Annotated in this window: 26 protein-coding genes; 10 read left to right on the top strand and 16 right to left on the bottom strand. The window is 67.5% G+C overall.

Annotation, left to right across the window (positions count from 1 at the left end; translation table 11 throughout):
- Positions 1–21: 21 nt before the first annotated feature.
- The 9 genes from ACW178_RS05535 to ACW178_RS05495 form a co-directional block, all read right to left on the bottom strand.
- The gene (locus tag ACW178_RS05535) at positions 22–3276 is read right to left on the bottom strand and encodes a TonB-dependent receptor (RefSeq protein ID WP_492024936.1); all 3255 of its coding nucleotides are present in this window, start codon (positions 3274–3276) and stop codon (positions 22–24) included.
- A gap of 112 nt (positions 3277–3388) precedes the next feature.
- Positions 3389–4357, bottom strand: a complete 969-nt coding sequence (locus tag ACW178_RS05530; RefSeq protein ID WP_492024935.1) for a FecR family protein — start codon at positions 4355–4357, stop codon at positions 3389–3391.
- Complete coding sequence (locus ACW178_RS05525) at positions 4354–4851, bottom strand: RNA polymerase sigma factor (protein ID WP_182714142.1); 498 nt, start codon at positions 4849–4851, stop codon at positions 4354–4356. The genes ACW178_RS05530 and ACW178_RS05525 overlap by 4 nt, the downstream gene beginning before the upstream one ends.
- A 243-nt stretch (positions 4852–5094) precedes the next feature.
- The gene (mmsB, locus tag ACW178_RS05520; protein WP_152949563.1) at positions 5095–5997 is read right to left on the bottom strand and encodes a 3-hydroxyisobutyrate dehydrogenase; all 903 of its coding nucleotides are present in this window, start codon (positions 5995–5997) and stop codon (positions 5095–5097) included.
- Between the two features lie 51 nt (positions 5998–6048).
- The gene (locus ACW178_RS05515; RefSeq protein ID WP_287103409.1) at positions 6049–7095 is read right to left on the bottom strand and encodes an enoyl-CoA hydratase/isomerase family protein; all 1047 of its coding nucleotides are present in this window, start codon (positions 7093–7095) and stop codon (positions 6049–6051) included.
- A 7-nt stretch (positions 7096–7102) separates the two neighbouring features.
- Complete coding sequence (locus tag ACW178_RS05510) at positions 7103–7513, bottom strand: type II toxin-antitoxin system VapC family toxin (RefSeq protein WP_353781485.1); 411 nt, start codon at positions 7511–7513, stop codon at positions 7103–7105.
- Entirely contained in the window at positions 7494–7775 is a 282-nt protein-coding gene (locus ACW178_RS05505) for a type II toxin-antitoxin system Phd/YefM family antitoxin (RefSeq protein WP_182714146.1), read from the bottom strand. Before ACW178_RS05505 ends, ACW178_RS05510 begins: the two co-directional genes overlap by 20 nt.
- Positions 7776–7841: 66 nt before the next feature.
- On the bottom strand, positions 7842–8981 hold the full coding sequence (locus ACW178_RS05500; protein WP_287103404.1) for an isobutyryl-CoA dehydrogenase: 1140 nt from the start codon (positions 8979–8981) through the stop codon (positions 7842–7844).
- 143 nt (positions 8982–9124) lie between these two features.
- A complete protein-coding gene (locus ACW178_RS05495) occupies positions 9125–10627 on the bottom strand; it encodes a CoA-acylating methylmalonate-semialdehyde dehydrogenase (protein ID WP_182714148.1) in 1503 nt (500 codons plus the stop codon).
- A 92-nt stretch (positions 10628–10719) separates the two neighbouring features.
- On the opposite strand from ACW178_RS05495, the gene ACW178_RS05490 reads away from it, so the two are divergent.
- From ACW178_RS05490 to ACW178_RS05470, 5 genes are all read left to right on the top strand, one after another.
- A complete protein-coding gene (locus tag ACW178_RS05490) occupies positions 10720–11649 on the top strand; it encodes a LysR family transcriptional regulator (RefSeq protein WP_492024934.1) in 930 nt (309 codons plus the stop codon).
- 425 nt (positions 11650–12074) lie between these two features.
- Positions 12075–13052, top strand: coding sequence for a tRNA dihydrouridine(20/20a) synthase DusA (gene dusA, locus ACW178_RS05485; protein ID WP_492025050.1), 978 nt, complete (start codon positions 12075–12077; stop codon positions 13050–13052).
- Positions 13053–13127: 75 nt separating this feature from the next.
- On the top strand, positions 13128–13814 hold the full coding sequence (locus tag ACW178_RS05480) for a hypothetical protein (RefSeq protein ID WP_183217981.1): 687 nt from the start codon (positions 13128–13130) through the stop codon (positions 13812–13814).
- A gap of 35 nt (positions 13815–13849) precedes the next feature.
- On the top strand, positions 13850–14674 hold the full coding sequence (locus tag ACW178_RS05475; protein WP_287103396.1) for a sulfite exporter TauE/SafE family protein: 825 nt from the start codon (positions 13850–13852) through the stop codon (positions 14672–14674).
- Positions 14675–14758: 84 nt separating this feature from the next.
- Complete coding sequence (locus tag ACW178_RS05470) at positions 14759–15319, top strand: 3D domain-containing protein (RefSeq protein ID WP_287103394.1); 561 nt, start codon at positions 14759–14761, stop codon at positions 15317–15319.
- Between the two features lie 72 nt (positions 15320–15391).
- On the opposite strand, the gene ACW178_RS05465 is transcribed toward ACW178_RS05470, so the two are convergent.
- The 3 genes from ACW178_RS05465 to ACW178_RS05455 all read right to left on the bottom strand — a co-directional run bounded on the left by ACW178_RS05465 (position 15392) and on the right by ACW178_RS05455 (position 18650).
- Positions 15392–16282 (bottom strand): hypothetical protein, encoded by an 891-nt coding sequence (locus tag ACW178_RS05465; RefSeq protein WP_191558197.1) that lies wholly within the window; start codon positions 16280–16282, stop codon positions 15392–15394.
- Positions 16283–16374: 92 nt separating this feature from the next.
- Positions 16375–16698, bottom strand: coding sequence for an Mpo1-like protein (locus ACW178_RS05460; RefSeq protein WP_191555174.1), 324 nt, complete (start codon positions 16696–16698; stop codon positions 16375–16377).
- Positions 16699–16736: 38 nt separating this feature from the next.
- A complete protein-coding gene (locus ACW178_RS05455) occupies positions 16737–18650 on the bottom strand; it encodes a DEAD/DEAH box helicase (RefSeq protein WP_191558196.1) in 1914 nt (637 codons plus the stop codon).
- A gap of 206 nt (positions 18651–18856) precedes the next feature.
- Between ACW178_RS05455 and ACW178_RS05450 the strand changes: the two genes are divergently transcribed.
- On the top strand, positions 18857–19066 hold the full coding sequence (locus ACW178_RS05450) for a flagellar basal body rod C-terminal domain-containing protein (protein ID WP_191558195.1): 210 nt from the start codon (positions 18857–18859) through the stop codon (positions 19064–19066).
- 13 nt (positions 19067–19079) lie between these two features.
- Here the strand turns inward: ACW178_RS05450 and ACW178_RS05445 are convergent, their stop codons facing one another.
- Together ACW178_RS05445 and ACW178_RS05440 are read right to left on the bottom strand one after the other, a co-directional pair.
- Positions 19080–20987 carry a methyl-accepting chemotaxis protein gene (locus ACW178_RS05445; RefSeq protein ID WP_492025049.1) on the bottom strand — a complete coding sequence of 636 codons (1908 nt, stop codon included), beginning with the start codon at positions 20985–20987 and terminating at the stop codon, positions 19080–19082.
- Between the two features lie 91 nt (positions 20988–21078).
- Positions 21079–21774 (bottom strand): winged helix-turn-helix transcriptional regulator, encoded by a 696-nt coding sequence (locus ACW178_RS05440; protein ID WP_191558194.1) that lies wholly within the window; start codon positions 21772–21774, stop codon positions 21079–21081.
- A gap of 56 nt (positions 21775–21830) precedes the next feature.
- Between ACW178_RS05440 and ACW178_RS05435 the strand changes: the two genes are divergently transcribed.
- From ACW178_RS05435 to ACW178_RS05420, 4 genes are read left to right on the top strand one after another with little or no spacing between them, the layout of a single operon-like run.
- Positions 21831–22277: a VOC family protein gene (locus ACW178_RS05435; RefSeq protein WP_054764799.1), complete on the top strand. Its 447-nt coding sequence runs from the start codon at positions 21831–21833 to the stop codon at positions 22275–22277.
- A 13-nt stretch (positions 22278–22290) separates the two neighbouring features.
- Positions 22291–22749: an SRPBCC family protein gene (locus ACW178_RS05430; protein ID WP_287104844.1), complete on the top strand. Its 459-nt coding sequence runs from the start codon at positions 22291–22293 to the stop codon at positions 22747–22749.
- On the top strand, positions 22749–23231 hold the full coding sequence (locus ACW178_RS05425; protein WP_152949551.1) for a VOC family protein: 483 nt from the start codon (positions 22749–22751) through the stop codon (positions 23229–23231). Before ACW178_RS05430 ends, ACW178_RS05425 begins: the two co-directional genes overlap by 1 nt.
- Positions 23232–23253: 22 nt before the next feature.
- Positions 23254–23601 (top strand): DUF1428 domain-containing protein, encoded by a 348-nt coding sequence (locus ACW178_RS05420; RefSeq protein WP_054764796.1) that lies wholly within the window; start codon positions 23254–23256, stop codon positions 23599–23601.
- Between the two features lie 5 nt (positions 23602–23606).
- On the opposite strand, the gene ACW178_RS05415 is transcribed toward ACW178_RS05420, so the two are convergent.
- Both ACW178_RS05415 and ACW178_RS05410 read right to left on the bottom strand, forming a co-directional pair.
- A complete protein-coding gene (locus ACW178_RS05415) occupies positions 23607–24056 on the bottom strand; it encodes a hypothetical protein (RefSeq protein WP_287104842.1) in 450 nt (149 codons plus the stop codon).
- A 37-nt stretch (positions 24057–24093) separates the two neighbouring features.
- Positions 24094–24834, bottom strand: a complete 741-nt coding sequence (locus ACW178_RS05410; protein ID WP_054764794.1) for an extensin-like domain-containing protein — start codon at positions 24832–24834, stop codon at positions 24094–24096.
- Positions 24835–24858 lie beyond the last annotated feature (24 nt).

Raw genomic sequence — 24858 nt, 5'->3', positions numbered from 1 at the left:
CCGCGCGCCGGAAAGGCTGGACTAGAAGCTGTACTTGGCGGTCAGGAGGGCCGTCCGTCCCGACTGGACGATGTCGGAGATGGCGGAGCTGTTGCGGCCGACATGCGACCAATAGCTGTGGGTTCCGGTCAGGTTCGCGATCGAAAGGTCCAGATCGACCGCGCCCAGGCGATAGCCCGCGTGCAGATCGACCCGCCTCGTCGGGCGGACCCAGACGTCGCTCCAGCTCGAGCCCGTCGAGAACAGATCGTACTTCTGCAGGAAGTCGCTGGTGTAGCGATAGAGAAGATCCAGGGTGAAGCGGTCGTCGGCGTAGAAGACGCCGATATTGCCGGTGACGTTCGGCGCGTTCTGCATGCGCTGATGGCGGCCCCACTCGGCGCCGATGTCGACTTCGGAATGCTGCAGCGTCAGATTTCCGCCGATGGAGAAACCGTCGAGCACAGGGTTCAGCGCGCCCAGCTTCTGCTGCCCTTCGAACTCGACGCCGAACAGATCCCCGTCGCCGCCGTTACGGGGCTGGTTGACGATGACTCGGCTGATCTGGCCGCGTTCGGAGTTCACATAGTTCGAGCCGCTGCCGTAGATGTAGTTGGACAGGTGCTTGTAATAGGCGCCGATGTTCAGATAGCCGTGTTGATCGAAGGTCCACCCGCCGCTGACGTCGAAGTTGATCGCGTCGATCGCCTTGAGGTCCGGATTGCCGCGCGTGATCGAGGTCACGCGCGTCGCCGGATCATAGGTCTGGGTCGCCGATCCCCCCAGTTGGAAGAAGGGCGGCCGGGTGTAGCTGGTCCAAAGACTGGCGCGATAGACGGAGCGATCGCTGGGGCGATAGGTCAGGGCGATGCTGGGCAGCAGTTTTGAATAGGCGGATCGGTTGCTGTCGAAGGCGCCCAGAACCTCGTCCCCCGCCTCATTCCATTGGCGCACCCAGTAGCGGTTGTGGATGATGCTCTTTTCATAACGCAGGCCCGCCACCACCTGGGCGTCGCCGACAACGGACAAGGCGCTGATATAGCCGGCCCACACCGCCTCGCTGCCGCTCAGGGTGTTGCAGTTCTCGTTGGTGACGACCTTCCAGGCGGCGTCGCTTCCGGTGCAGATGTCGCTGGCGGCGTCCAGCTTGGCCTGGGTGTCGGTCAGGGCGCCGAAGCGACGCGACAGTTCATCCAGATCGAAATCGGGGATCGGATAGTCGTACTGACCGGGAAAGCCCGGAAAATACCCCTTCAGCAGTCGGCGGTCGTCGGCGATCGTGGCTAAAGGATTGGGTTCGTTCACCGTCCAGTCGCGGTTGCTGACGTCGCGGCTGCTGCGCACGTAGCGAAGCCCCCCGCTGATCAGACGGGCGAAATCGCCGTCTCTTTCGCGGCTGACGTCCAGCTTGGCGCCGTATTTGGTCTGCTCGCTGAGGCCGGTGGTCTTTTCATAGCAACAGGCGGCGGGCATGGAGCCGGGATTGGAGGCCGCCCTTTCCATGTCCGGCGTCAGCTGGGGCACGGGGTAGCCGCTGGAATTATAACTCACCAGGGTCGGCCGTCCGAACGGGGAGGCCCCGGCGCTGGCGCCGCCGATCGGCACCGAAGTGGTCCAAAGCTCCAGATGGTCCGGGCGATCGTTGCGCCCCTGCGAATAGAAGGCGTTCGGAGCGAACGTCCAGCCGTTCGCCTGTTTGTCCATGCCCAGAGACAGGGTGATCAGCTCCGCCCGCTCCGGGTTGGTCTCGTACCAGAGCCGGTTCGAGACGAAGGGAATTGTGGTGCCGTAGCGACCGCCGCCCAGGTCGATGTACTTGCCCTGGAAGACCTTGTTGCCGTCAGCATCCAGGATGTAGCCGCCTGCGGCGTCGGTCTTGTAGACATTGTCGCTGACGATCTTGTCGCCGTTTCTGTCGAGGATGAAATTCCCGTCCAGGTCGGTCTTGAACGGACTGCGCCCCTCGCGATTGACGGCGTGTTCGCCGATGATCTGGTTCAGGCTGGAGTTCTGGGTCGTGAAATTGCGGGCGGAGGTTCCCCGGAGATAGACGCTGGTGTCGGCGTCCGGCCGCCAATCCAGCGAAAGCGTTCCCCCCCACATCTCCGTCCGGCCGCTGGACACGCCGATGTTCATCCCCGCCAGGAGGATGTTGGAGATCGGGTCGACCCCGGCGGGATTGTTCCCGTCGGCGTCCACCACGGCATAGGCGCGGGAATCGTCGCCGCTGGCCGCAGCCTGCAATCCGCCCATCAGCGAATTGGCGTAGTTTCGTACCGAATAATAGCCGCTGGCGTAGACGCCGAACCGTTCCTCCGCATCCAGCTTGCGGCCGTATTCGGCGGCGACGCCCTGACCGGCGCCGTCCGCGTCCAGCCGCAGGGCCTGGCTTTCAAGACGCCCGCTGACGCTGAACGACCCGCGCGACCGTCCCGAAAAGTCGAAGGCGGTGGGGGTGCGGAAATCAATTGTCCCGCCGATGGCGTCGCCGTTCATGTCGGGGGTGGAGGTCTTTCGCAAGACCACGGTCTGCACCGCCGCGGGCGGCAGAAGGTTCAGCTGCACCGCGCGGGAGTAGGCCTGGGCCTGGGCCACCTCCACCCCGTTCAACAGGGTCACATTGTATTCGGCGTTCATGCCCCGGATCGAGACGAACTGGCCTTCGCCGCGCGAGGCGCCGTCGATCGCATAGGCGTTGCTGCCGCTCAGGAACGAACTGCCGTTCTGCATGACGTTGACGCTGGGCAGCAGCCCCAGAATCTCGGCGGCGTTGTGGGTGGCGGTATGCTGTAGGTCGGCGGCCGACAGCATCGATACGGGCTGGATCGCCTGGAACGCTCTGAAGCCGGCGTCGCGGCGGGTGCCGACCACCACCACCTCTTCCAGCTGCGCTGCGGCTTGCTGATCGGCTTGGCGAACGGCGCGATCCGTCGCCGCCTGGGGTGCGCGCGCCCCAGGCCGAATGACTACGACATTGGACCTGCGCTGGTAGGACAGGTCCTGGCCGCGCAGAAGCTGATCCAGAGCCTGCTCGACGGTCAGGCGGCCGACCGCGCCCTGCGTCGTCCGCCCCGCGACGACCTCAGGGTCGGCGACCACAGTGAGGCCCGTGGCGCGCGACAGGCGGATCAGAGCCTCGCCCAGCGCGCCGGGGGGAATGTTGAAGGCGATCGGCGCCGCGGCGTCGGACGACGCCGGAGCGGTGGCGGCCGCAGGCGTGACCACAGCGGCGCAGGCGCCGGCGGCGAGCGCCACGGCCAGGGCCGAGGCGCGGAAGTCGTAGATGCGTTTGGTCATTCTATCCCCCGATATTCCGGCGCTCTGGCCGAGATGACGGGAGTTACGACGCCGGGGTCCGGCGAAACCGGACAGGGAGTTTTGACAAGGTTTTGTGAAAGGCGCCTTCGCCTCAGCCGCCCTGGGTCAGCACCAGACCGTCCGAACGTTCTCGGACGACGAAGCCGTGCAGGTCGGCCAGGGCGTCCAGATCCTCACGCGGGGTGTCCAGCCGCACCCGGCCCGTGATGCGTTTGGACTCCAGGGCCGGGCTGGCCACGACGATGTCGACGCCGCTGCGCCGTCTCAGCGCCTCGACCACGCGGTGAAGCGGCCAATCGCGCGCCTCGATCCAACCGCTCCGCCAGTCGCCGGCCTGGGCGTCGAAGTCGCTGACCGATCCGACGACGCCTCGGGTCAAATCGGCCTGTTGATTGGCGTTCAGCGTCGCCACCCCCGTCTCACCCTTCAGTCGAACCGTGCCGGAATAGACCTGAACGGCGGCCTGATCGCCGGAGATGCTGACATTGAAGGTGGTTCCCAGATCGGTCAGCGAGCCGTGATCCAGCGCAAGGACGAAGGGCCGTGCCGGGTCGTGGCGGATGTCGAACAGGGCCTCGCCCCGGATCAGCCGCGCATGTCGTCCGCCGCCTTGCTGCGCCAGGCTCAGCCGGGTGTCGCCGTTGAGGTGGATTCGGCTGCCGTCCGACAGGGTGATCGTCCGCAGTTGTCCGGGCGCTGTGACCACCAACAGAGGCGACCTGGGCGCCGCGACCGGATAGAGCCGCTCGCGCAGCGGCGGCGCGCTCAAGACTCCGACCAGCAGCAGGCCGGCGACCAGGGCGGCCGCCAGGGCCGGCGTCCAGCCCCGGACCGGGCGTGTGAAGGCCCCTGCGCGCGCCTGGGGGCGCAACCCGACGACCTTGGGTCGGGCGTCGTGCAGCCTCATGGCCTCGACCAGCGCGGGATCGCGCATCGTCTGATCGATCTGATCATAGGCGCGCCTGTGTTCGGGCGAAGCCTGGAGCCAGTCGTTCAACGCCTCGGCGCCGCCGCCCTGGTCCACCCACCGCGCGGCCTGATCTTTGAGGGAGGAGGTCATCTCTGGTCGATCGCTTCGCACAACTGCCGCATGCCGCGCACGATGTGTTTTTCCACGGCATCCGGCGTCAGGTCCAGAGCCTCGGCAATCTCCGCATGAGTCTGGCCGTGCAGTCGACGCCGGATGAAGACTTCCCGACGCAGCGGCGGCATCTCTTCGAGCAGTTGGACGAACTGTTGAAGCCGCTGTTTGTGCAGCAGCATCTGGTCCGGCAGGGGCGCATCGCTGCTCTGGCCGTCGCTCAAGGGCTCGGCCTCGACACGGCGACGGCGGCGGAAGTGGTCGCGCATGACGTTCCAGGCGATGGTCCTGGCCGCCGCCGAGATGTTCTGGACGGCGTGTCGACGGGAAAACAGCAGCAAGCGGACCAGGCTTTCCTGCACCAGATCCTCGCGCACGCTCTCATCTCGCACATGACGCGACAGAAATCGCATCAACGGCCGGCGCTGCCCGTCGATTTCCAAGGCTTCGGAGAAGCGCGCGTGATCGTCCAAGACTGTCGCCCGTCTCTCCAGACCCGGAGCCGGGCTTAGCAGGCGCTTTTGACAGACTCATAACGCCTCGACGGCCGCCCTCGGCTTTCAACCAAAGATCGGCCCAAGAGGGCGAAACCGCTCGGAAAAGCGCGACCGCGTTTCACCCTTCCCGCATCAGGCGGCTGATTTGGCGCGGCGCCTCGCCCGGCGAACAGGGCCGAATCCAGCGCATTCAGCGCCTCGGGCCGGGGGTGTCGGCCATCATTGGGCCTCCAGCGCGTCCAGCCGTCCGCGCAGCATCTGCAGCATGGCCGAGAAGTCGCGGCCGCCGTGGCCCAGGCCGTCGAACAGGGCGTAGAGGGCTTCGGCCTGGGCGCCCAGGGGGGTGGAGGCGCCGGACTTGGCCGCCGCGTCCTGGGCCAGTTTCAGATCCTTCAGCATCATGGCGGTGGCGAATCCGCCCTGATAGCCGCGGTTCGACGGGGCGGCGGGTACGGGGCCGGGCCAGGGGTAATAGCTGGTCACGCTCCAGCACTGGCCCGAGGATTTGGAGGCGATCTCGAAGAAGCGCTCCGGGTCCAGGCCCAGCTTCTCGGCCAGGGCGATCGCCTCGCACGCGCCCAGCATGGATATGCCCAGGAGCATGTTGTTGCAGATTTTGGCCGCCTGGCCCGCGCCGTGATCGCCGGCGCGGATGGTGATCCGGCTCATCGGCTCCAGCGCCGCCTCGACCCGGGCGAAATCGCCCTCGTCGCAGCCGACCATGAAGGCCAGGGTTCCCGCATCGGCCGCCGCCGTCCCGCCCGACACCGGCGCGTCGGCGAAGGCGTAGCCGGCCGCCTTGGCCAGGCCCGCCACCTTGCGCGCCGTCTCCACGTCGATGGTGGAGCAGTCCAGCAGCAGGGCGCTGGACGGCGCCGCCCCAATGATCTGTTCGGCATAGACCTTATGCACATGGGGGCCGGCGGGCAGCATGGTGATCACCACCTCGGCGTCGCGCACGGCCTCGGCGACCGAAGCCGCAGGCGTGCAGCCGGCGGCGGCAGCCCTGTCCAGGGCCGCCTGCGACAGGTCGAAGGCGGCGACGGCGTGGCCGGCCTTGGCCTGGTTGGCGGCCATGCCCCCGCCCATATTGCCCAGGCCGATGAAGGCGATCTTGGTCATGGTCTCTCTCCCTATTGTCGCCCGCTCATCCCCGCGAAAGCGGGGACGCTGTCAGGGCAGCGGCGTCCATTGTTCATGTTCAGGCAGAGGCGCGAACAGGGCGGCCAGCGTCGCCTCGGTAACGCCCGACAGGTCCGCAGGGGACCATTTCGGCGCATTGTCCTTGTCGACGATCACCGCGCGGACACCCTCCTGGAAGTCGTGGGTCCGCACCATCCGGCCGCCCAGGGCGTATTCCATCGCCATATTGTCGGCGAAGGCGGTCAGCCTGGCCCCGGTGCGGATCTGGCGCAGCGAGACCTTCAACGACTGGGGCGACTTGGTCTTCAGAACCGCCAGCTGAGCCAGGGCCCAGTCCGAACCGTCCGCCTCCAGGGCTGCGAAGATCTCTTCGACCGTGTCGAAGGCGAACAGCCGGTCGATGGCCGCGCGGTGGTCCGAAAGGCCCGGCGGAATGCGGAAATCGTAACGTTCGGCGACCGCGATCGGCTCGCCGCCGTTCACTATGTCCGCCTTCAACGCCTCGATCTGGTCGGACGGGACATAGTGGGTGTGGATGCCCAGTTCGATCGTCTGTTGCGCCTTCAGCCGCGCCCCCGTCAGCGCCAGCCAGACGCCGGTCTGGCCCGGCAGGCGTGGCAGGAACCAGCCGCCGCCGACGTCCGGGAACAGGCCGATGCCCGTCTCGGGCATGGCGTAGGTGGTCCGCTCGGTGGCGACGCGGATGGCGGCGGGTTCCGATATCCCGACGCCGCCGCCCATGACGATCCCGTCCACGATCGCCGTGATCGGCTTGGGATAGTCGAACATCAGATGGTTCAACCGATATTCCGCCAGGAAGAAGGCCCTGGCCTCCGACGCATCCCCCGCCCCGCTCTCGGCGAGCGTGCGGATGTCGCCCCCGGCGCAGAAGCCGCGCTCGCCGGCATGGTCGATCAGCACCGACGTGACCGCCGCATCGTCGCGCCAGGCCAGCAGGGCCTGGGTCATGGCCTCGCACATGGGCCGGTTCAGGGCGTGGATCGCCTTGGGCCGGTTCAGGGTGATGCGGCCCACGCCATTCTCGATGCGGGCGATGATTTCGGCTTCGGTGGTCATTCTCGGCTCAATCCCGCAAATCAAAAACATCGACGCCGACGGCGCGGCAGGCGTCCAACAAGGCAGCGTCTCGGGAGGCCAGCGCCCCCCCATTGCCCAAGGCATGAAGCAGATAGGCGGTGTCAAACAGGCTGAGTCCGTGCGTCACGGACGGACCGATCAGGGCCAACGTCGCCTCGCTGTCCCTGGGAGGCGTCACGCGAATGTCCAGCTGATCCAGCTTCTCGCGCAACGGGTCAAGATCGGCGCGGCCTCGCCCCACCCGCAATGAGATGAAGTTGCCGATCTCCCACGCGAACACATCCGGCGCCGTCCGATAAATCGCCTCGTCCAGCAGCAATCGATCCGCCGCCCGTGTGCGCTGTTCGGCGAACAGCCAGCTGATCGCGCAGGAGGCGTCAATCGTGACGGTCTTCATCGCGGATCACTTTTTTAAGCTCGTCCCAGCTCATCTCCGCCAGGGTCGAGTCTATGGGTTGGGCGTCGCGCCAGGCGATGATCTCCTCGGCTATGGCGCGGCGTTCTTCCGGCGACCGGGTCCGGCGCTGCGGCGACGCCGGCACGATCTTGACCGCCGCCCGCCCCCGTCGCGTGACCAGCACCTCTTCGCCCGTTCGCTCCACCTCAGCGATCAAGCTGGTGAACGAGGTCTTGGCTTCCAGCACTCCGATCTCACGCATGGCTCTGCCTCCTGACCATTATGGTCAGAACATAAACCGTCCAAGGGGCTGGGGCCATAGGCGGCGTCATCCCCGCCCCATCTCCCGCGCAATGATCACCCGCATGATCTCATTGGTCCCTTCCAGGATGCGGTGGACCCGCAGGTCGCGCACGATCCGCTCCAGCGGATAGTCCTTCAGATAGCCGTAGCCGCCGTGCAGTTGCAGGGCCTCGTCGGCGATGTGGAAACAGGCGTCGGTGGCCAGACGCTTGGCCATGGCGCACCATTTGGTCTTTTCCGGATGGTCGGCGTCGATGGCCCAGGCGCCGCGCAGCACCATCAGCCGCGCCGCCTCCAGGTCGGTCGCCATGTCGGCCAGGCGGAACTGCAACGCCTGGAACTCGCCGATCGGCCGACCGAACTGTTTGCGGGTCGCGACATAGTCCTGGGCCGTCTCCAGCGCCAGCCGCGCCCCGCCCAGCGAACAGGCGGCGATGTTCAGTCGCCCGCCGTCCAGACCGGCCATGGCGTAGCGGAAGCCCGCCCCCTCCTCGCCCAGCAGATTGGCGACGGGCACGCGGCAGTCGTCGAACTGGACGATGGCGGTCGGCTGGGCGTTCCAGCCCATTTTCCGCTCCTGGGCCCCGAACGACAGGCCGGGCGTCCCAGCCTCGACCACCAGGGCGCTGATCCCCTTGGGCCCTTCGCCGCCGGTGCGGACCATGACGACATAGAGGTCGCTGGTCCCCGCGCCCGAGATGAAGGCCTTGGAACCGTTCAGCACATAGTGGTCGCCGTCGCGCACCGCCGTGGTCCGCAGCGCCGCCGCGTCGGAGCCGGAGCCCGGCTCGGTCAGGCAGTACGAAGCGATCTTCTCCATCCCGACCAGATCGGGCACGAACCGCGCGCGCAGAGCGTCCGATCCGAACCGGTCGATCATCCAGGTCGCCATATTGTGGATCGAGATGAAGGCCGCCGTCGCCACATCGCCGCGCGACAACTCCTCGAAGATCAGCGCCGCCTCGACCCGGCCGAGCGCCATGCCGCCGTGTTGCTCTCCGGTATAGATGCCGCAGAAGCCCATCTCGGCCGCCTGTTTCATCACTTCGACGGGGAACTGCTTCTCCTCGTCCCAGCGGGCCGAATGGGGCGCCAGCTCGGCCTCGGCGAAGGCGCGCGCCGCGTCCTGGATGGCGCGTTGGTCGTCGGTAAGGGCGAAGTCCATCTATCGTCACTCCCCGCCCCGACCCCGTCACCCTCGGGCTTGACCCGAGGATCGGAGGCGGGCGCGTCTGTTCATCCGCGTCGGCGCACAAGCGCGGACAATCCGGCCCTCGGGTCAAGCCCGAGGGTGACGGCGGCGAAGGGTCAGCGCATCGTCGGAATGACGAACGAACTGTCCGAATGCTCCAGGGCGCTGTCGGGCCAGCGGGCGGTCACGGTCTTGGTCTTGGTCCAGAAGCGGACCCCTTCCATGCCGTGCTGGTTGATGTCGCCGAAGGCCGAACGCTTCCAGCCGCCGAAGGTGTGATAGGCGACCGGCACCGGGATAGGCACGTTTATCCCGACCATGCCGACATTGACCCGGGCGGCGAAGTCGCGGGCTGCGCGGCCGTTCTGGGTGAAGATGGCGACGCCGTTGCCGTACTGGTGGTTCGACGGCAGGGCCAGGGCCTCCTCGAAGGTTTCGGCGCGGACGATCTGGAGCACCGGGCCGAAGATCTCCTCCTGATAGGACGACATCTCGGGCTTCACATGGTCGAACAGGGACGGGCCGATGAAATAGCCCTTCTCATGCCCCTGCAGGCTGAAGTCGCGGCCGTCGACGACCAGTTCGGCGCCTTCCTGGACGCCCTTCTCGATCCAGCCGGCGACGCGCTCGCGGTGCTGGGCCGTGACGACGGGACCGTAGTGGGCGCCGGCGTCGGTCGAGACGCCGACCCGCAGCGAGGGGATTTCGGCGACCATCCGTTCACGGAGTTCGTCCGCCGTCTTCTTGCCGACCGGCACGACCACCGGCAGGGCCATGCAGCGCTCGCCCGCCGAGCCATAGGCCGCGCCCGCCAGATCCTTGATGACCTGATCCATGTCGGCGTCGGGCAGGACGATCCCGTGGTTCTTGGCCCCGCCCATGGCCTGGACCCGCTTATGGTTGGCCGCGCCGGTCTGATAGACATAGTGGGCGATGTCGGACGAGCCGACGAAGCTGACGGCGTGGACCAGCGGATGGGTCAGGATGGCGTCGACCGCCGTCTTGTCGCCATGCACCACGTTCAGCACGCCGTTGGGCGCCCCGGCCTCCAGCATCAGTTCGGCCAGCCGCACCGGCACCGACGGATCGCGTTCGGACGGCTTCAGCACGAAGGTGTTGCCCACCGCGATCGCCACGCCGAACATCCACATCGGGATCATGGCCGGGAAGTTGAACGGGGTGATGCCCGCCACCACGCCCAGGGGCTGGCGCATCGAATAGACGTCGATGCCGGGCCCGGCCCCTTGGGTGTATTCGCCCTTCAGCGCATGGGGGATGCCGCAGGCGAACTCGATCACCTCCAGCCCGCGCTGGATGTCGCCCTTGGAGTCGGCGATGACCTTGCCGTGCTCGCTGGACAGCAGTTCGGCCAGTTCGTTCATGTTCGCCTCGACCAGGCGTTTGAAGTCGAACATGACCCGGGCGCGACGCTGGGGATTGGTGCTGGACCAGCCCTCGAAAGCGTTCTGGGCCGCCTGGACGGCGCGATCGACCTCGCCGGCCGCGGCCAGCTGGACCCGCGCCTGAACCGCCCCCGTATTGGGATCGAACACCTCGCCGAACCGGCCCGACGCGCCCGCGAAAACGGCGCCGTCGATGAAATGGTTGATGTCGCGCATGAGCGTTCCTGCCTTTTTTATCTTGCCCAGCCCTAGACTGTTCATCTACAGACTTGAACTGCGTTTTTGCGTGTTTGAAATTGCATTTCCGCATGTTCGATTGGGACGATCTCCGAGTGTTCCTCGCCGCAGCCCGCAGCGGCTCCCTTTCGACAGCGTCCATCCGGCTCGGGATTGACGCGGCGACCGTGGGCCGCCGGATCGCGAGGCTGGAATCGGCCCTGAAGGCCACCTTGCTCGTGAGGTCCAAAAGCGGCCTTCGGCTGACCGCCGCCGGCGCCTACCTCCTCGAAACGGGCGCCCAGGCCGAGGTGGCGATGGAAGCCGCAGCAAGCGTCGGCCATCCCGATCGCATCGCGGGCACCGTGCGGATCAGCGCCGCCGAGGGTTTCGGCGCCACCATCCTGGCGCCTGCCCTTTCCGGGCTTCGCCGGCAGCATCCTCATCTCCGGATAGAACTGGCGGCCAGCTCGGCCTTTCTCTCTCCCAGCCGTCGCGAAGTGGATATGGCCATCACCCTGAGCGCGCCCGACAGCGCTCGCCTGGTCGTAGAGCCGCTGACGCCCTATCAGCTCGGGCTCTACGCCTCGCCGGAGTATCTCGAGCGACACCCGACGCCCCAGGACGCCAATGACCTGACCGGGCACGACATCGTCGGCTATGTCGAGGATCTGATCTATGCGCCGGAGCTCAGGTATCTCGATGAGGTTTCACCGGGTTTGAAGCCCGTCCTTTCCTCTTCATCCATCCGCGCCCAGAGGGAAATCATCGCCGGGAACGGGGGGATCGGCGTCCTGCCCTGCTTCATGGCGACCGGGCTCGAACGCGTGCTTCCAGACCTCTGGATAGAGCGTCGTTTCTGGCTGAGCACCCACAGGGAGGTCCACGGCAGTGCACGGATCAAGGCTGTTCACGCCTGGATAAAGGACATCTGCGACATGCACCGCACACGACTGTCTCCCCACGAGCGTCGCGGGTCCGATCAGGATCGTCCGGCTCGACAGGGATCGAAACGGCGCTGACGGCCGCTGTCCCGCGCCTCATCAGTCGATGAACCGCCAACGCCCGAGGAGAGGGGGCGCGCGCCGTCCAGGCACTGGGATCGCCGAGCCGATTCCGCATAATGAACGGCTGCGCCGCCACGGAACCTCGCTAAGCGCGGCCAATGCGGCCCTCGGCCTCAGTCGCCCACCGCCGCGCATCATCGCGTTTGAGGACGGTCTCGCCTATATAGCGACCCTTCCTCCTGACCTGGACCCGCGATGTTCCGGACGGGAGCTTCGAATACCTCGCCATTTTCGTGTGCGCTCTGCGTGCGCTGAGATGTCGAAAAGCCGGAAACAACGTCGCAAACCGGCGCAAGATCGAGCGCACAGTCTGTCAACCAAAGTTTTGATATTACTGAACAATGTCTATAACCCAAGCGCGTAGGCTGTCCGTGGCCCCGATGATGGACTGGACCGACCGGCATTGCCGGGCGTTTCACCGCGCCCTCAGCGCGCGGGCCCTGCTCTATACGGAGATGGTGACGGCGCCGGCGGTGCTGCATGGGGATCGGGATCATCTGCTGGGGTTCGATGCGGTCGAACATCCGGTCGCCCTGCAACTGGGCGGGTCCGATCCTGAAGAGCTGGCCCAGGCGGCCAGGATCGGCGAAGCCTACGGCTATGACGAGATCAATCTGAACGTCGGCTGTCCCTCGGATCGGGTTCAGTCGGGCCGGTTCGGCGCCTGTCTGATGCGCGAGCCGGCGCTGGTGGCCGACTGTATGGCGGCGATCCGGGAGGCCGTGTCCGTGCCCGCCACGGTCAAATGCCGGATCGGGGTCGACGACCAGGACCCCCAGGTCAGCCTGTTCGCCACGGTGGACGCCTGCGCCGCCGTCGGGATCGAGGTCTTCATCGTCCATGCGCGCAAGGCCTGGCTTCAGGGCCTGTCGCCCAAGGAGAACCGCGACGTGCCGCCCCTGGACTATGGACTGGTGCGGCGGCTGAAGCGCGAGCGGCCCCAGCTGAACATTTCGATCAACGGCGGGATCGCCGATCTGGATCAGGCCGAGGCCCTGCTGGACGACACCGACGGGGTGCGGCTGGACGGGGTCATGCTGGGCCGGGCCGCCTATCATGAGCCGGCCCTCCTGGGTCAGGCGGATCGGCGCCTGTTCGGGGCCGAGACGATCGACGTCGACGCCTTTACGGCGCTGGACCGTTATCGCCCCTATATGGCGGCCCGGCTGGCGGAGGGGGTGCGGCTGGCGGCCATGACGCGCCACATGCTGGGGCTGATGCACGGACGGCCGGGCGCGCGGGCCTTCCGCCGCATCCTGACGGTCGAGGCCATCCGGCCGGGCGCTGGGCTGGAGGTTCTGGACCGCGCCGCCGAGGCGGTGCGCGAGGCCGAGGCGCGGCGCGACGCGGCGGCCTGACGCCCAGCCGGGACGGGAACCGTCCGGGTCGCCGCGCCTTTCAGCGTCGAACCCTTTTCGCGACCGGAGTCCGCCATGAAGCTCATCGCCCTCGCCGCCGCCGCGGCCGCCCTCCTGCCCGCCGCCCAGGCCGCAGCCCAGACGCCCGTTTCCAGTGCGGAGCGGGGCCGGTTCGCCCTGGGCGCCCAGGTCGGCACGCCGGGCGCCGGGCTTCAGGCCCAGTTCGCCGTGAACGACTATCTGGTGCTGCGCGGCGGCTATGACGCGCTTCAGTGGGACCGCGACGACACCTATGACGGCATCGACTATGAGGCCGACATCGACTTCAAGTCGCCGGGCGCCTTCGTGGATCTGCACCCGTTCAAGAACCCCTTCTTCGTCTCGGCCGGCGCCTATTTCGGCACGCGCAAGGTCGATCTGAACGCCACCCCGACCGAGCCGGTCAATATCGGCGGCCTGGTCTTCACGCCTGAGCAGGTCGGAACCCTGACCGGCCGCATCGACCTGGAAAGCACGGCCCCCTTCGTCGGCCTCGGGTTCGACAACACCTTCACCCATGACGGGCGCTGGGGCCTGCGGCTGCTGGCCGGCGCGGCCTTCGGCGATGCGCCCCAGGTCGATCTGAACGCCTCGGGCGGGACCCTGTCCGACCAGCCGGCCTTCCAGGATCGTCTGGCGGAAGAGGAGCGTGAGATTCAGGCCGACGCCGACGACTACAAGGTCCTGCCCGTCGTGCAGATCGGGCTCAACTACCGGTTCTGATGGTGAAGGCGCCCCGCGCCTGCTAAGGGCGCGGCATGTTCGGCCTGCCCCTGTCTGAAATCGCCCTGCTGGTTCTGGCCCTGATCGGGGCGGGGCTGTTCGGCGGGATCATCGCCGGCCTGTTCGGGGTGGGCGGCGGCACGGTTCTGGTGCCGGTGCTGTTCTACGCCTTCACTGTCCTGGGCGTGGGCGGCGAGGGCGATCTGCACACCGCCATCGGCACCTCGCTGGCGACCATCGTGGTCACGGCCCTGCGGTCCCTGGCCGCCCACCGCAAGCACGGGGCCGTGGACGAACAGGTGCTGCGGACCTGGACGCCCTGGGTGGCCCTGGGCGCCGTGGCGGGGGCGGCCATCGCCGGCGTGACCTCCATGGAGGGGCTGGCCCTGGTCTACGGCGTCCTGCTGATCCTGGTGGCGGCCCAGATGGGCCTGCTGCCCGAACGCTACGTGCTGAGGAATGACATGCCCACGGGATGGACCCGAGGCGTCCTGGGAAGCCTGATCGGCCTGTTCTCGGCCATGATGGGCGTGGGGGGCGGCAGTCTGGGCGGCATGACCATGAGCCTGTTCGGCCGGCCGATCCACCAGGCGGTGGCGACGGCCTCGGGCTTCGGGGTCGCGATCGGAGCGGCGGCGGCGGCCGGTTTCGTCGTTTTCGGCTGGGACGCGCCGGGCCGCCCGCCCCTGTCGCTCGGCTATGTCAATCTGCCCGCCGCCGTGATCATGGGGACGATGACGGCCCTGTCGGCGCCGCTGGGCGCGCGACTGGCGCACCGGCTGGATCGGCGCGTCCTGAAAAAAGCCTTTGCAGTCTATCTGTTGGCGACAGCCCTATCGGTCGTCATCAAGGCGTTTTGAGCCGCGCCCCTTTCTGGCCACAAGTCCCGGCGACAAAACGCGCGCCGGCGGCGTTGGGAGCCGGCGCCTCTATGAGCAAATCGGATGATCGGCGCCTCCGCTGCCTTCGCCTTGTTGTGGACCGCTCTGTCCTCGGTTTCGAGCGAGCCAGTCCCTTACAATGTCGCTGTCGCGGCGGATGCAGCCAGGGTTGAAACCCCGGCGGACGACATCGGTTCCCCCGATCTGGAGGCTGCGGCCCTGACCGAGGAACAGGCCGAGCTGATGGCCGGCGATCCCGACTGGCGCGCCTCGGCCCGGTTGTACCACGCGGGCGGCGGCGGGGCGACGGGCAACGACTCCCTGGGTTGTCGCCCCATCGCCATGCGCACCGTGGCGGTCGATCCGCGCGTCATTCCGCGTCGAACCAAGCTCTTCATCCGCGAAACCGTGGGCATGCGTTTGGCCGACGGCTCGATCCATGACGGCTACTGGTACGCCTCGGACACCGGCGGGGCGATCAAGGGTGAGAAGATCGACCTCTATACCGGAAGCGGCCGCGGCTCGATGGCCCAGGCGCGCCGTCTGAACATGCGGACCCTGACCATCGCCGACGCCGGTCGTTTCGACGGCTGCCCGCCGGCCTGGGAAAGCGCCGCCCGCTAAATCACCTTCAAGACGTGAAAAACGCCGGCTCCGTCAGGGGCCGGCGTTTTCATGTGCGGGATTTGCGAAGGCTCAGTCCAGTTCGCTGACCTTCAGCGTCGACTGGACCATGTCGTCGCCATAGGTGCCGACCCAGACGTCATAGCGGCCGCTCTGCGGATTGGTGATCTGGACCTTGGGGTTCAGACTGCCGCCGCTGTCGTCGTCGCAGTACCAGCGGCCGTTCGGCGTATTGATCAACAGGGTGGTGTCTTCCGACGCCTCGACCAGGAAGGTCAGGTCCAGATTTCCCGCCTCGAAGAAGACCTGATAGTCGGGCGCCGCGCTGACCGAACCTTCACAGCCCGCCTTGGCGTTGGCGGCCGGGACCGAGCCGCCGGCCAGGATCGACTTTTCGTGGGGATCGGGGGTGAAGCCGGTGCGCAGGCGCACCGAGCCGTAGTTCGGCTCCTTATCCGTATCGGGGCTTTCGCCGCCGCCGCTGCTGGAGCCGCCCAGTTCGCTGACCTCCAGCGTCGCCTGGACCATCTTGTCATTATAGGTGCCCAGCCAGATGTCGTAGCGGCCGCTCTGCGGATCGGAGATCAGCACCTGAGGGTTCAGATCGCCGCCGCTGTCATCGTCGCACAGCCACTGACCGTCGGGCGTATTGATCAGAAGCGTGGTGTCTTCCGAGGCCGTGGCCCGGACGGTCAGGTCCAGTTCGCCGGCCTCATAGGTCAGTTGCAGATCCGGCGCGGCGCTGACCGAACCTTCGCAGCCCGAACGGGCGGCCGAGGCGGCCACGGAACCGCCGGCCAGGATGGACTTGGTCCAGGGATCGGGGGTGAAGCCGCTTTCCAGCTCCACCTCCCCATAGTTGGGCGACAGGGTGAAGTCCGGGCGGCTTCCCGACTTCTGGGCCAGGGCCACGCCCGGCGTGAGCATGAGGGCGGCGACGGCCGCGGCGGCGATGCGTTTCATGAAGCGTTTCCCCTTCCCTGCGGCCTCCCGCCGCACCTTCTGCATAACCCATTTTCCAGAAAGGCGCAGCTTCCGAAACCCAGGGCGCGCGGTCAGAATTTGCGTTTGCCGGACACCGTCTCGAAGAACAGGCGGAAGTCGCCCATCAGGCTCCACAGCGGATATTTGAAGGTGGCAGGCTTGTTCTTCTCGAAGAAGAAATGTCCGACCCAGGCGAAGCCGTAGCCGACCAGGGGCATGGCCAGAAGCCACCAGGGATTCAGGGTCACGACGAAGGCGAGAAGGGCCAGGATCACCAGTCCGGTGCCCACGACGTGGATGCGCCGACAGGTCCGGTTGGAATGCTCATGGATGTAATAGGGGTAGAAGGCCTCGAACGAGGCGTATCGGCCCTGGGGTTCGGACGGCGTGTTCATGGGCGAAGGGTGCGCCTCCGCCCAGAATCAATCAAGTCTCAGCCCTTGGGCTTGCCCTTGAAGCCGTCCTTCTTGAACCCGTCCTTCTTGAAGCCCGGCTTGGCCTTGAACGGCTTCTTGGCGAAGGGCTTGTCGCCCGCCGCATTCGAACGCGGATTGGCGGCGCCGTCTGTCTTGGGCGCCCAGGGCTTCTTCTTGAACGGCGGACGGGCGTCGCCCTCTCCGCCTTCGGCGCGCTTGTAGGGCGTCTTCTTGAAGGGGCGGTCGCCGTCCTCGCGCGGCTTGCCGGCGTAGCGGGACGCCTTCATCGACCCCGGCGTGGGCGCTTCCGACGGCGTGATCTTCACCTCTTCCTTCGAAGCGGCGACCGCCTCGCGGAAGCCCTTTTCATGGGTCTTGGCGATCTCGAACCGGGTCTCTTCAGGGAAGGTGCGGATCGAGCCGATCTGGGGTTTGGAAATACCGCCGATGCGGCAGATCAGCGGGATCAGCCATTTAGGGTCGGCGTTCTTGTTGCGGCCCACGTCCAGGCGGAACCAGACCACCTCATCGGCGCCCAGGCGTTCGCCGGGCCAGGGCTGGGCGGCGGTCCCGTCGTCGGTGCGCGCAGCCCGGTCGCGTTTGGCCGGCCCGCGATCGGCGCCCGGATCGGACAGTTCTTCCGGCGCCGGCTGTTCCTTGCGCAGCAGGCGAACCAGGGCGGCGGCGATCTCGTCCGGCGTGCGCTCGGCGATCATCCGCTTGGCGACGATCATGTCCTCGTCCGACACCTCGGCCTCGAAATGCGACGGCGACAACAGACGGTCCTCATCGGCCTTGCGGATCTCGTCGAAGGTGGGCGCGCCGGACCAGACGGCGTCGATCCCCGCCTCGTCCATCAGCCGCTCGGCCTTGCGACGGCGCGAGTGGGGCACCAGCATGACCGAAACGCCCTTCTTGCCCGCCCGCCCGGTGCGGCCCGAACGGTGCAGCAGGCCGGCGCGGTTCATCGGCAGTTCGGCGTGGATGACCAGGCCCAGATCGGGCAGGTCGAGCCCACGCGCGGCCACGTCGGTGGCGACACAGACGCGGGCGCGTCCGTCCCGCAGCGACTGCAGCGCGTCGGTCCGTTCGCGCTGACCCATTTCGCCGGACAGGCTGACGGTCGAAAAGCCGCGCTCCAGCAGCGACGACTGCAGGTGACGCACCGAATCCCGCGTCGAGCAGAAGACCATGGCCCGCGGCGCCTCGAACCAGCGCAGGGTGTTGACCACGGCGTGTTCGATCTCGTTGGGGGCGATGCGATAGGCACGATATTCGATGTCGGCGTGCTGACGCGACTTGTCGGTCGCGTCGATGCGCACCGCGTCCTTCTGATACCGCTTGGCCAGGGTGACGATCTCGCGCGCGATGGTGGCCGAGAACAGCAGGGTGCGGCGTTCGGGCGGCGCCTGGTCCAGGATGTGCTCCAGATCCTCGCGGAAGCCCATGTCCAGCATCTCGTCGGCCTCGTCGAGCACCGCGACCTTCAGCTGCGACAGGTCCAGATTGCCCCGGTCGATATGGTCCTTCAGACGGCCGGGCGTGCCGACGACGATGTGGACGCCGAAACCCAGGGCGCGGGCTTCACGGCGCGCATCCATGCCGCCGACGCAGGTGGCGATCTTGGCGCCGGAGTCGGCGTACAGCCATTGCAGCTCGGCGGCGACCTGCATGGCCAGCTCCCGCGTGGGGGCGATGGCCAGGCACAGGGGCGCGCCGCCGGGGCCGAACTGGGGACTGTCGCCCAGCAGGGTCGGCGCGGCGGCCAGACCGAAGGCGACCGTCTTGCCCGACCCGGTCTGGGCCGAGACCAGCAGGTCGCGGTCAGCGTGCTCGCCTTCCAGGACCGCGGCCTGAACCGGGGTCGGTTCGGCATAGCCCTTGTTGATCAGAGCGCGGTCGAGCGCGGGGTGAACGGCGGGAAAGGGCATCGGCTACCTGGAATGACGGACGAGGCGGTCGTCGAAACGACCGCGCCCGGCCGAGGACAGACCTCAGGCCGGGCGAATGAAGGGCGCTCTATACACGGATAAAGGCTGAAGCGGGGCGGAAAACGCCGTTCACCCTGTTCCTTCAGGCGACGTTGACCGGACAGACGCAGTCTGGCGATCGAACCCGCCTCGCCTGGAGCTTCATCATGCAAGCGCTTTCCATCGCCGCCGCCGGAATGACCAGCGCCCAGATGCGGTTCGAAAACAGCGCGCGCCGCACTGCGACCACGCCGCTCGACAACCTCGCCGAGGAAACCGTCGAACGGCTTCAGGCCAAGACCGCCTTCAGCGCCAACGCCGCCGTGGTCCGCACCGCCGACGAAATGACGGCGACCCTGCTGGACATCCTGGCCTGAGCCGCGACGCCGTTTAGAACTCTTCCCAGCCGTCGGCTTCGGGCGCCGCCTTGGGTGCAAGGGCCGCGCCGCCGCGCCCCAGGGTCTTCAAGGCCGCCGCCATATGGGGCGTAGACGCCCGCGCCGAAGCCGGAGCCGGCGCCGCCGGACGTTGCGCCGCGGACTTGGCGGGGAAGGCCTGACCCACGGTCCCGACCTTGAACCGGGCCGCAGAGGCTTGCAGGGACTGGGCTTCCTGATCCAAGGCGTGGCTGGCGGCGGTCGACTGTTCGACCATGGCCGCATTCTGCTGGGTGACCTGGTCCATCTGGTTCACGGCCGTATTCACCTGCGCCAGGCCGATGGCCTGTTCCTGGGCCGAGGCGGCGATTTCCGACACCAGACCGTCGATCTCGGCCACCCGGTCGACGATCCGTTGCAAAGCCTCGCCGGTCTGGCCGACCAAGGTCACGCCGGTGCCCACCTGGCTGGTGGAGGTCGAGATCAGGGTCTTGATCTCTTTCGCCGCCTCCGCCGACCGCTGGGCCAGGGCGCGGACCTCGGAGGCCACGACGGCGAAGCCGCGACCGGCCTCGCCCGCCCGCGCCGCCTCGACCCCCGCGTTCAGAGCCAGCAGATTGGTCTGGAAGGCGATCTCGTCGATGACGCCGATGATCTGGCTGATCTGGCTGGACGAGGACTCGATCGCCTGCATGGCTTCGACCGCGTCGCGGACGATGACGCCCGAGGTCTCGGCGTCGCCCTTGGCGGCGTCGACGACGTCAGCGGCCTGGCGCGCGCCCGCGGCGGTCTTGTTCACCGTGGCGGTGATCTCGTCCAGGGCGGCCGCCGTCTCTTCCAGAGAGGCGGCCTGCTGTTCGGTGCGGCGCGACAGGTCGTCGGCGGCCTGGGAAATCTCGGCCGCGCCCGAACGAATGCCCGCCACATTGCCCAGGACGACGCCCATCGCCTGTTGCAGCTGGGCGATGGCGGCGTTGAAGTCGGACTTGAGCTGGGCGGCCTTGGGCGCGAACTCGGTTTCGATCCGATAGGTCAGGTCGCCGTTGGACATGGCCGACAGCCCCTCGGCCAGGGCCGTAAGCGCGATCCGATCCTCCTCGGCGATCCGGGCCTTTTCGGCTTCATTGGCGCGATGTTCGGCCTCGCTGACCGCCCGCTGCGACTGGGCCTCGGCTTCCAGCCGGGCCTTTTCGACGGCGTTGTCGCGGAAGGTGCCGACGGCCGCGGCCATCCGGCCGATCTCGTCGCCACGCTCCTGGGCCGGGATGGAGACCTTCAGATCGCCGCCGGCCAGCTGCGCCATGGCGCGGGTCATGGCGACGATCGGCTGGCTGAGCGCCCGGACCAGCCAGACCGTCATGGCGGCGGCGACCAGCAGGGCCAGGATCCCGCCGACGACCAGGGCCGCATAGCCCCGTCCGAAAGCCGCCTTCTTGGCGGCGCTTCTCTGACTCAGCACCGCATCGGCGGCCTGATCGACAGCGGCGACGGCGGCGCGAATGTCCTTCAGGTCCGCCGTCTGCAACAGCCGCGCTTCGGCCTGGAGCCGGGTCGCCGGATCGGCGGCCTGGGCCATCAGCCCCTGCGACTGCTGGTGAAAGGCGTCGCTGGCGGCCTTCAGCGCCTGATGCTGGGCGGCGTAGACATGATCGGCGTCGCTGGCGTCCAGGGCCTGGGCCGCCTGGTCGAAGGCGGCCTTGCGCGCCAGATAGTCCCGTCGCGCCGTCTCCTGGCCCGTCGCCACATAGGCGCGCAGGGCGTTTTGCTGTTCGACGGCGGCGGCCAGGGTCAGAGTGGCCGCCTCGCTGATCTGATAGGCGGACCGTTCGGCCGTGTCCGACCGTTGCAGCGTCACCAGGCTGAACAGGACGACCAGGGTCGCCACGCCGCACGCGCTCATCATCGCCCCGAGCGCGATCATCAGCTTGATGGATATGGACAAGGACTTGAACACGACCGGCTCCGAAAGCGGTTAACCCGTCGCAACTACCGGACAAGCCTTACCAAACCTTCTAAGGCGACGCTTCCAATCCGACCTTTTCTGGTAGGTGGAAATACCCAGTGAACTGTTCGAAGACCGCCCGGTCGCCGACGATCCTCAGCCCGCCTTCGGCCTCAAGCGCCGCCGTCGGAACCTTGCCGTAAACGGCCGCCGCCACCAGTTCGGGGCGGGTGGTCAGGACCACGGCGGTGTCGTCGATCGGCCCCCGCCGCGCGTCCAGACCGCCGTCCCGGATCTCAACCCGGAAGGTCTCGTCTTCAAAGACGAAGCCCAGGACCAGGGCGGCGTCGCCGGCCAGGGCGGGATCGAACATGGTCTTGAACGACAGCATGATCGAGACGGCGCTGATCGGCAGGGTCGGATCATGCTGGGGCGACCGCGCCGCCCAGCGCCCCAGGACGATGAAGACCGGCTCGATCTCCAGCCCCCAGTCGGTCAGCTCATAGACCTGGACCGAGGCGGGCGGCGGCAGTTTGCGACGCCGCAGAACTCCCGACGCCTCCAGCCCCTCCAGCCTCTGGGTCAGGACATTGGCCGATATGCCGTGCAGGTCCTTCTTCAGATCGCCGAACCGGCGCGGGCCCAGCATCAGCTCGCGCACGACCAGCAGGGCCCAGCGTTCGCCGATCAGATCCAGCCCATGGGCGGCCCCGCAGGCGTCATGATAACGACGCCCTGGCTTTGCAGTTACTTTTTCTAACTTCATTATTGACTATTCTAACTACCAAAGGCACGGTCCGCAAAGAGGGAGAGGACCGCCGCATGACCCAACTGATCTTCATCAACCTGCCCGTCGCCGACCTTGACCGTTCGATCGCCTTTTATGAAGCCGTCGGGGCGACGAAAAACCCGATGTTCAGCGATGAGACGGCCGCCTGCATGGTGGTGTCGGACGTGATCCACGTCATGCTGCTGACCCACGACAAGTGGCGCAGCTTCACCGACCGGGCCATTCCCGACGCCCAGGTCTCGGCCCAGATGCTGCTGTGCCTGTCGCGCGAGGACAAGGCGGCGGTGGATGCGACGGTCGCCCAGGCCGCCGGCGCCGGGGGTCTGCCCGACCCGAACAGCCCCCAGGATTACGGCTTCATGTACGGCCGCAGCTACGCCGATCCCGACGGCCATATCTGGGAGGTCATGTGGATGGACCCCACAGCCGTCGCCGCCGGGCCCGAGGCCTTCGCCGCCCATGACCTGACGCCGGCCTGAGGCGGAGATCGTCATGTCCGAGATTTTCGAACTCCGCATCAGCCGCCTGATCAGGGCCGCGCCGGAAACGGTCTGGAACGTCTATACGCAACGCACCGCCGAATGGTTCTGCCCCCACCCCTGGACCACGCCGGTGGTGGACTGGGACCTGCGCGTCGGCGGCCGGGCCAATGTCGAAATGGCCTCGCCCGAGGGGGAGCGTCATCCCTATTCCGGCGTCTTTCTTGAGGTGGTTCCGGGCCGCAGACTGGTCTCGACCGGCGCCTTCACCGAGGGCTGGGTTCCCCAGGCCGGAGAGATGAACTTCGTCCGCATCGACACCTTCGAGGCGCAGGGGGATGCGACCCTCTACACCGCCGTCGCCCGCCATTGGGACGAAAAGGCCATGTCGGCGCACCGGGCCATGGGCTTCGAACAGGGCTGGGCCGCCGTCGCCGACCAGCTGGCCGAACTGGCCGAGGGCGTGGCGTGATGGCCGACAAGATCGTTCCCTGCCTGTGGTTCGACGGCGAGGCGGAAGCCGCCACCGCCTTCTATGTGTCGCTTCTGCCCGACAGCCGTATCACCGCCGTCAACCGCTCGCCGGTCGACACGCCGTCCGGCCCGGCCGGTTCGGTCCTGACGGTGCAGTTCGTCCTGGCGGGCCGTGAGTATCTGGCCCTGAACGGAGGGCCGAACTTCCGTTTCACCGAGGCCGTCTCCTTCATGGTGATGACCGAGGATCAGGCCGAAACCGACCGGCTGTGGGACGCCCTGACCGCTGACGGCGGCCGCGAGAACGCCTGCGGCTGGTTGAAGGACCGTTGGGGCCTGTCGTGGCAGATAACGCCTCGGCGCCTGGTGGAACTGACGACCGACCCCGATCCCGCCCGCGCCAAGGCCGCCATGCAGGCCATGATGGAGATGATCAAGATCGACGTCGCGGCCCTGGAACGCGCCGTCGCCGACCTCTGAACCCTCAGCAAAGGACGACCCCATGACCTATGTGACCGGCTTCCTGACCCCCGTGAAATCCGAGGACAAGGCGCGCTACGTCAAGTCCGCCCAGGCCTCCTGGCCCCTGTTTCAGAAATACGGCGCCCTGTCCCAGGTCGAGACCTGGGGCGAGGACGTGCCCGACGGCAAGCTGACCAGCTTTCCCATGGCCGTGAAGCTGGAGCCGGGCGAGGTGGTGGTCTTCTCCTGGGTCACCTGGCCCGACCGCGCCACCGCCGACGCCTGCTGGGCCCAGATGGAGACCGACCCCGGCTTCGCCGAGATGGACATGCCCTTCGACGGCAAGCGGATGATGTGGGGCGGTTTCGAAACCATCTTCCAGTCGTAGGGGGCTCAACGACGCGCCGTCTTCAGGGCCGCCGTCAGGGCCTTGCGGCGTTTTGCATGGGTCAGCTCCCGCTCGGCCTGTTCGTCCTCCAAGGCCTTCAGCCGATCCGCCAGATCCGCCATCGCCTGCTGATGTTCGGCGTCCAGGGTCTCAAGCTCGGCTTCCAGCCGCTGGATCTTGGCGCGCCGGGCCTTGGACGGACCGGCGGCCTTCTTCGGTCCGGCCGCCTTCTTGATCTTGCCGACGTCGATGGCCAGGCCGCGTTCGATCACCTCGCCTGGAGCGGCTAAGGCCGCCTCATAGTCGGGGCCGCCGCTCAGTTCGCTGGCCAGGCCCGTGGCGAACAGATCCTGTTTGGAGCCCCAGGCCTCCAGCGCCTTGGGCCGCGAGCTGACCGCCACCGTGAAGGCGTGAAATCCGTCCGACCAGGTGAAGACCTTCAACCGTTTCGCCATGCGCCTCTCCCGGCCGACGGCCCCACTCGGCGCCGCCTCAGCGGCAGAAACGTGTGTCGGTCGCTTCCAGATGCAGATGGTCGAAATGGACGGCGTTGTAGTCTGGGCTCAGCACTGTTCCGAAGATGCGGCAGGCGTCGTCGCGGATACGGCGCAGGAATCGGGCCTCGGGCGCGTCGCCGCTCCAATCCTTCGTCACCGTGATCCGCCGCCCGTCCCTCAGCCGCACCCCGGCGAAGTCCAGGGCGGCCGCCTGGGCGTGGGCGCTGATCCGGCTGGAGCCCACGCCGTTGTTCACATTGCGACAGGCGTAGGCACCCATATGGTCGATCTGGACCACGTCCGACCCCAGGATCTCGCGCGCCGCCGGTTCCAGCGACTGACGCCGCCAGACGCTCAGCGCCAGGGCGGTCTGGCAGGTCATCTCGACGTCGCCGGGCGCCATCCGCGCCACCGTCCCCAGGTCCGGCCCCAGCACCCCGCCTTGTCTCAGGCCGCAGACGGCCGAGTTCTGCCGATCCGGCACGGGGCTGAACCGCACCCGCGCCGCGGTCAGCTGGGCCATGCACCGCCCCAGCTCAGAGCCTTCGCGCACCACCGCCGCCTGGGTGCCCCCGTCGATCGGCCGGTCGATCAGCCCCCCGACGAGAGGCGCCGCCGTCTGGCCCGGATAGGGCGAGGGCCGCAGGGGCTCAGGCGCGCGGCGAACGCAGCCGGCCAAGACCAGCAGGACCGAAAGGCCGGCGCAAAGGCGCATCAAACGAGGCGACGAGGACATGGCTCCGGTCCTAGCCGATTCCCG

It is taken from the genome of Brevundimonas sp. AVps4, from assembly GCF_058681525.1.
Note: the sequence above shows the minus strand (reverse complement) of the source record. Positions and strands in the feature narration are given on the sequence as shown.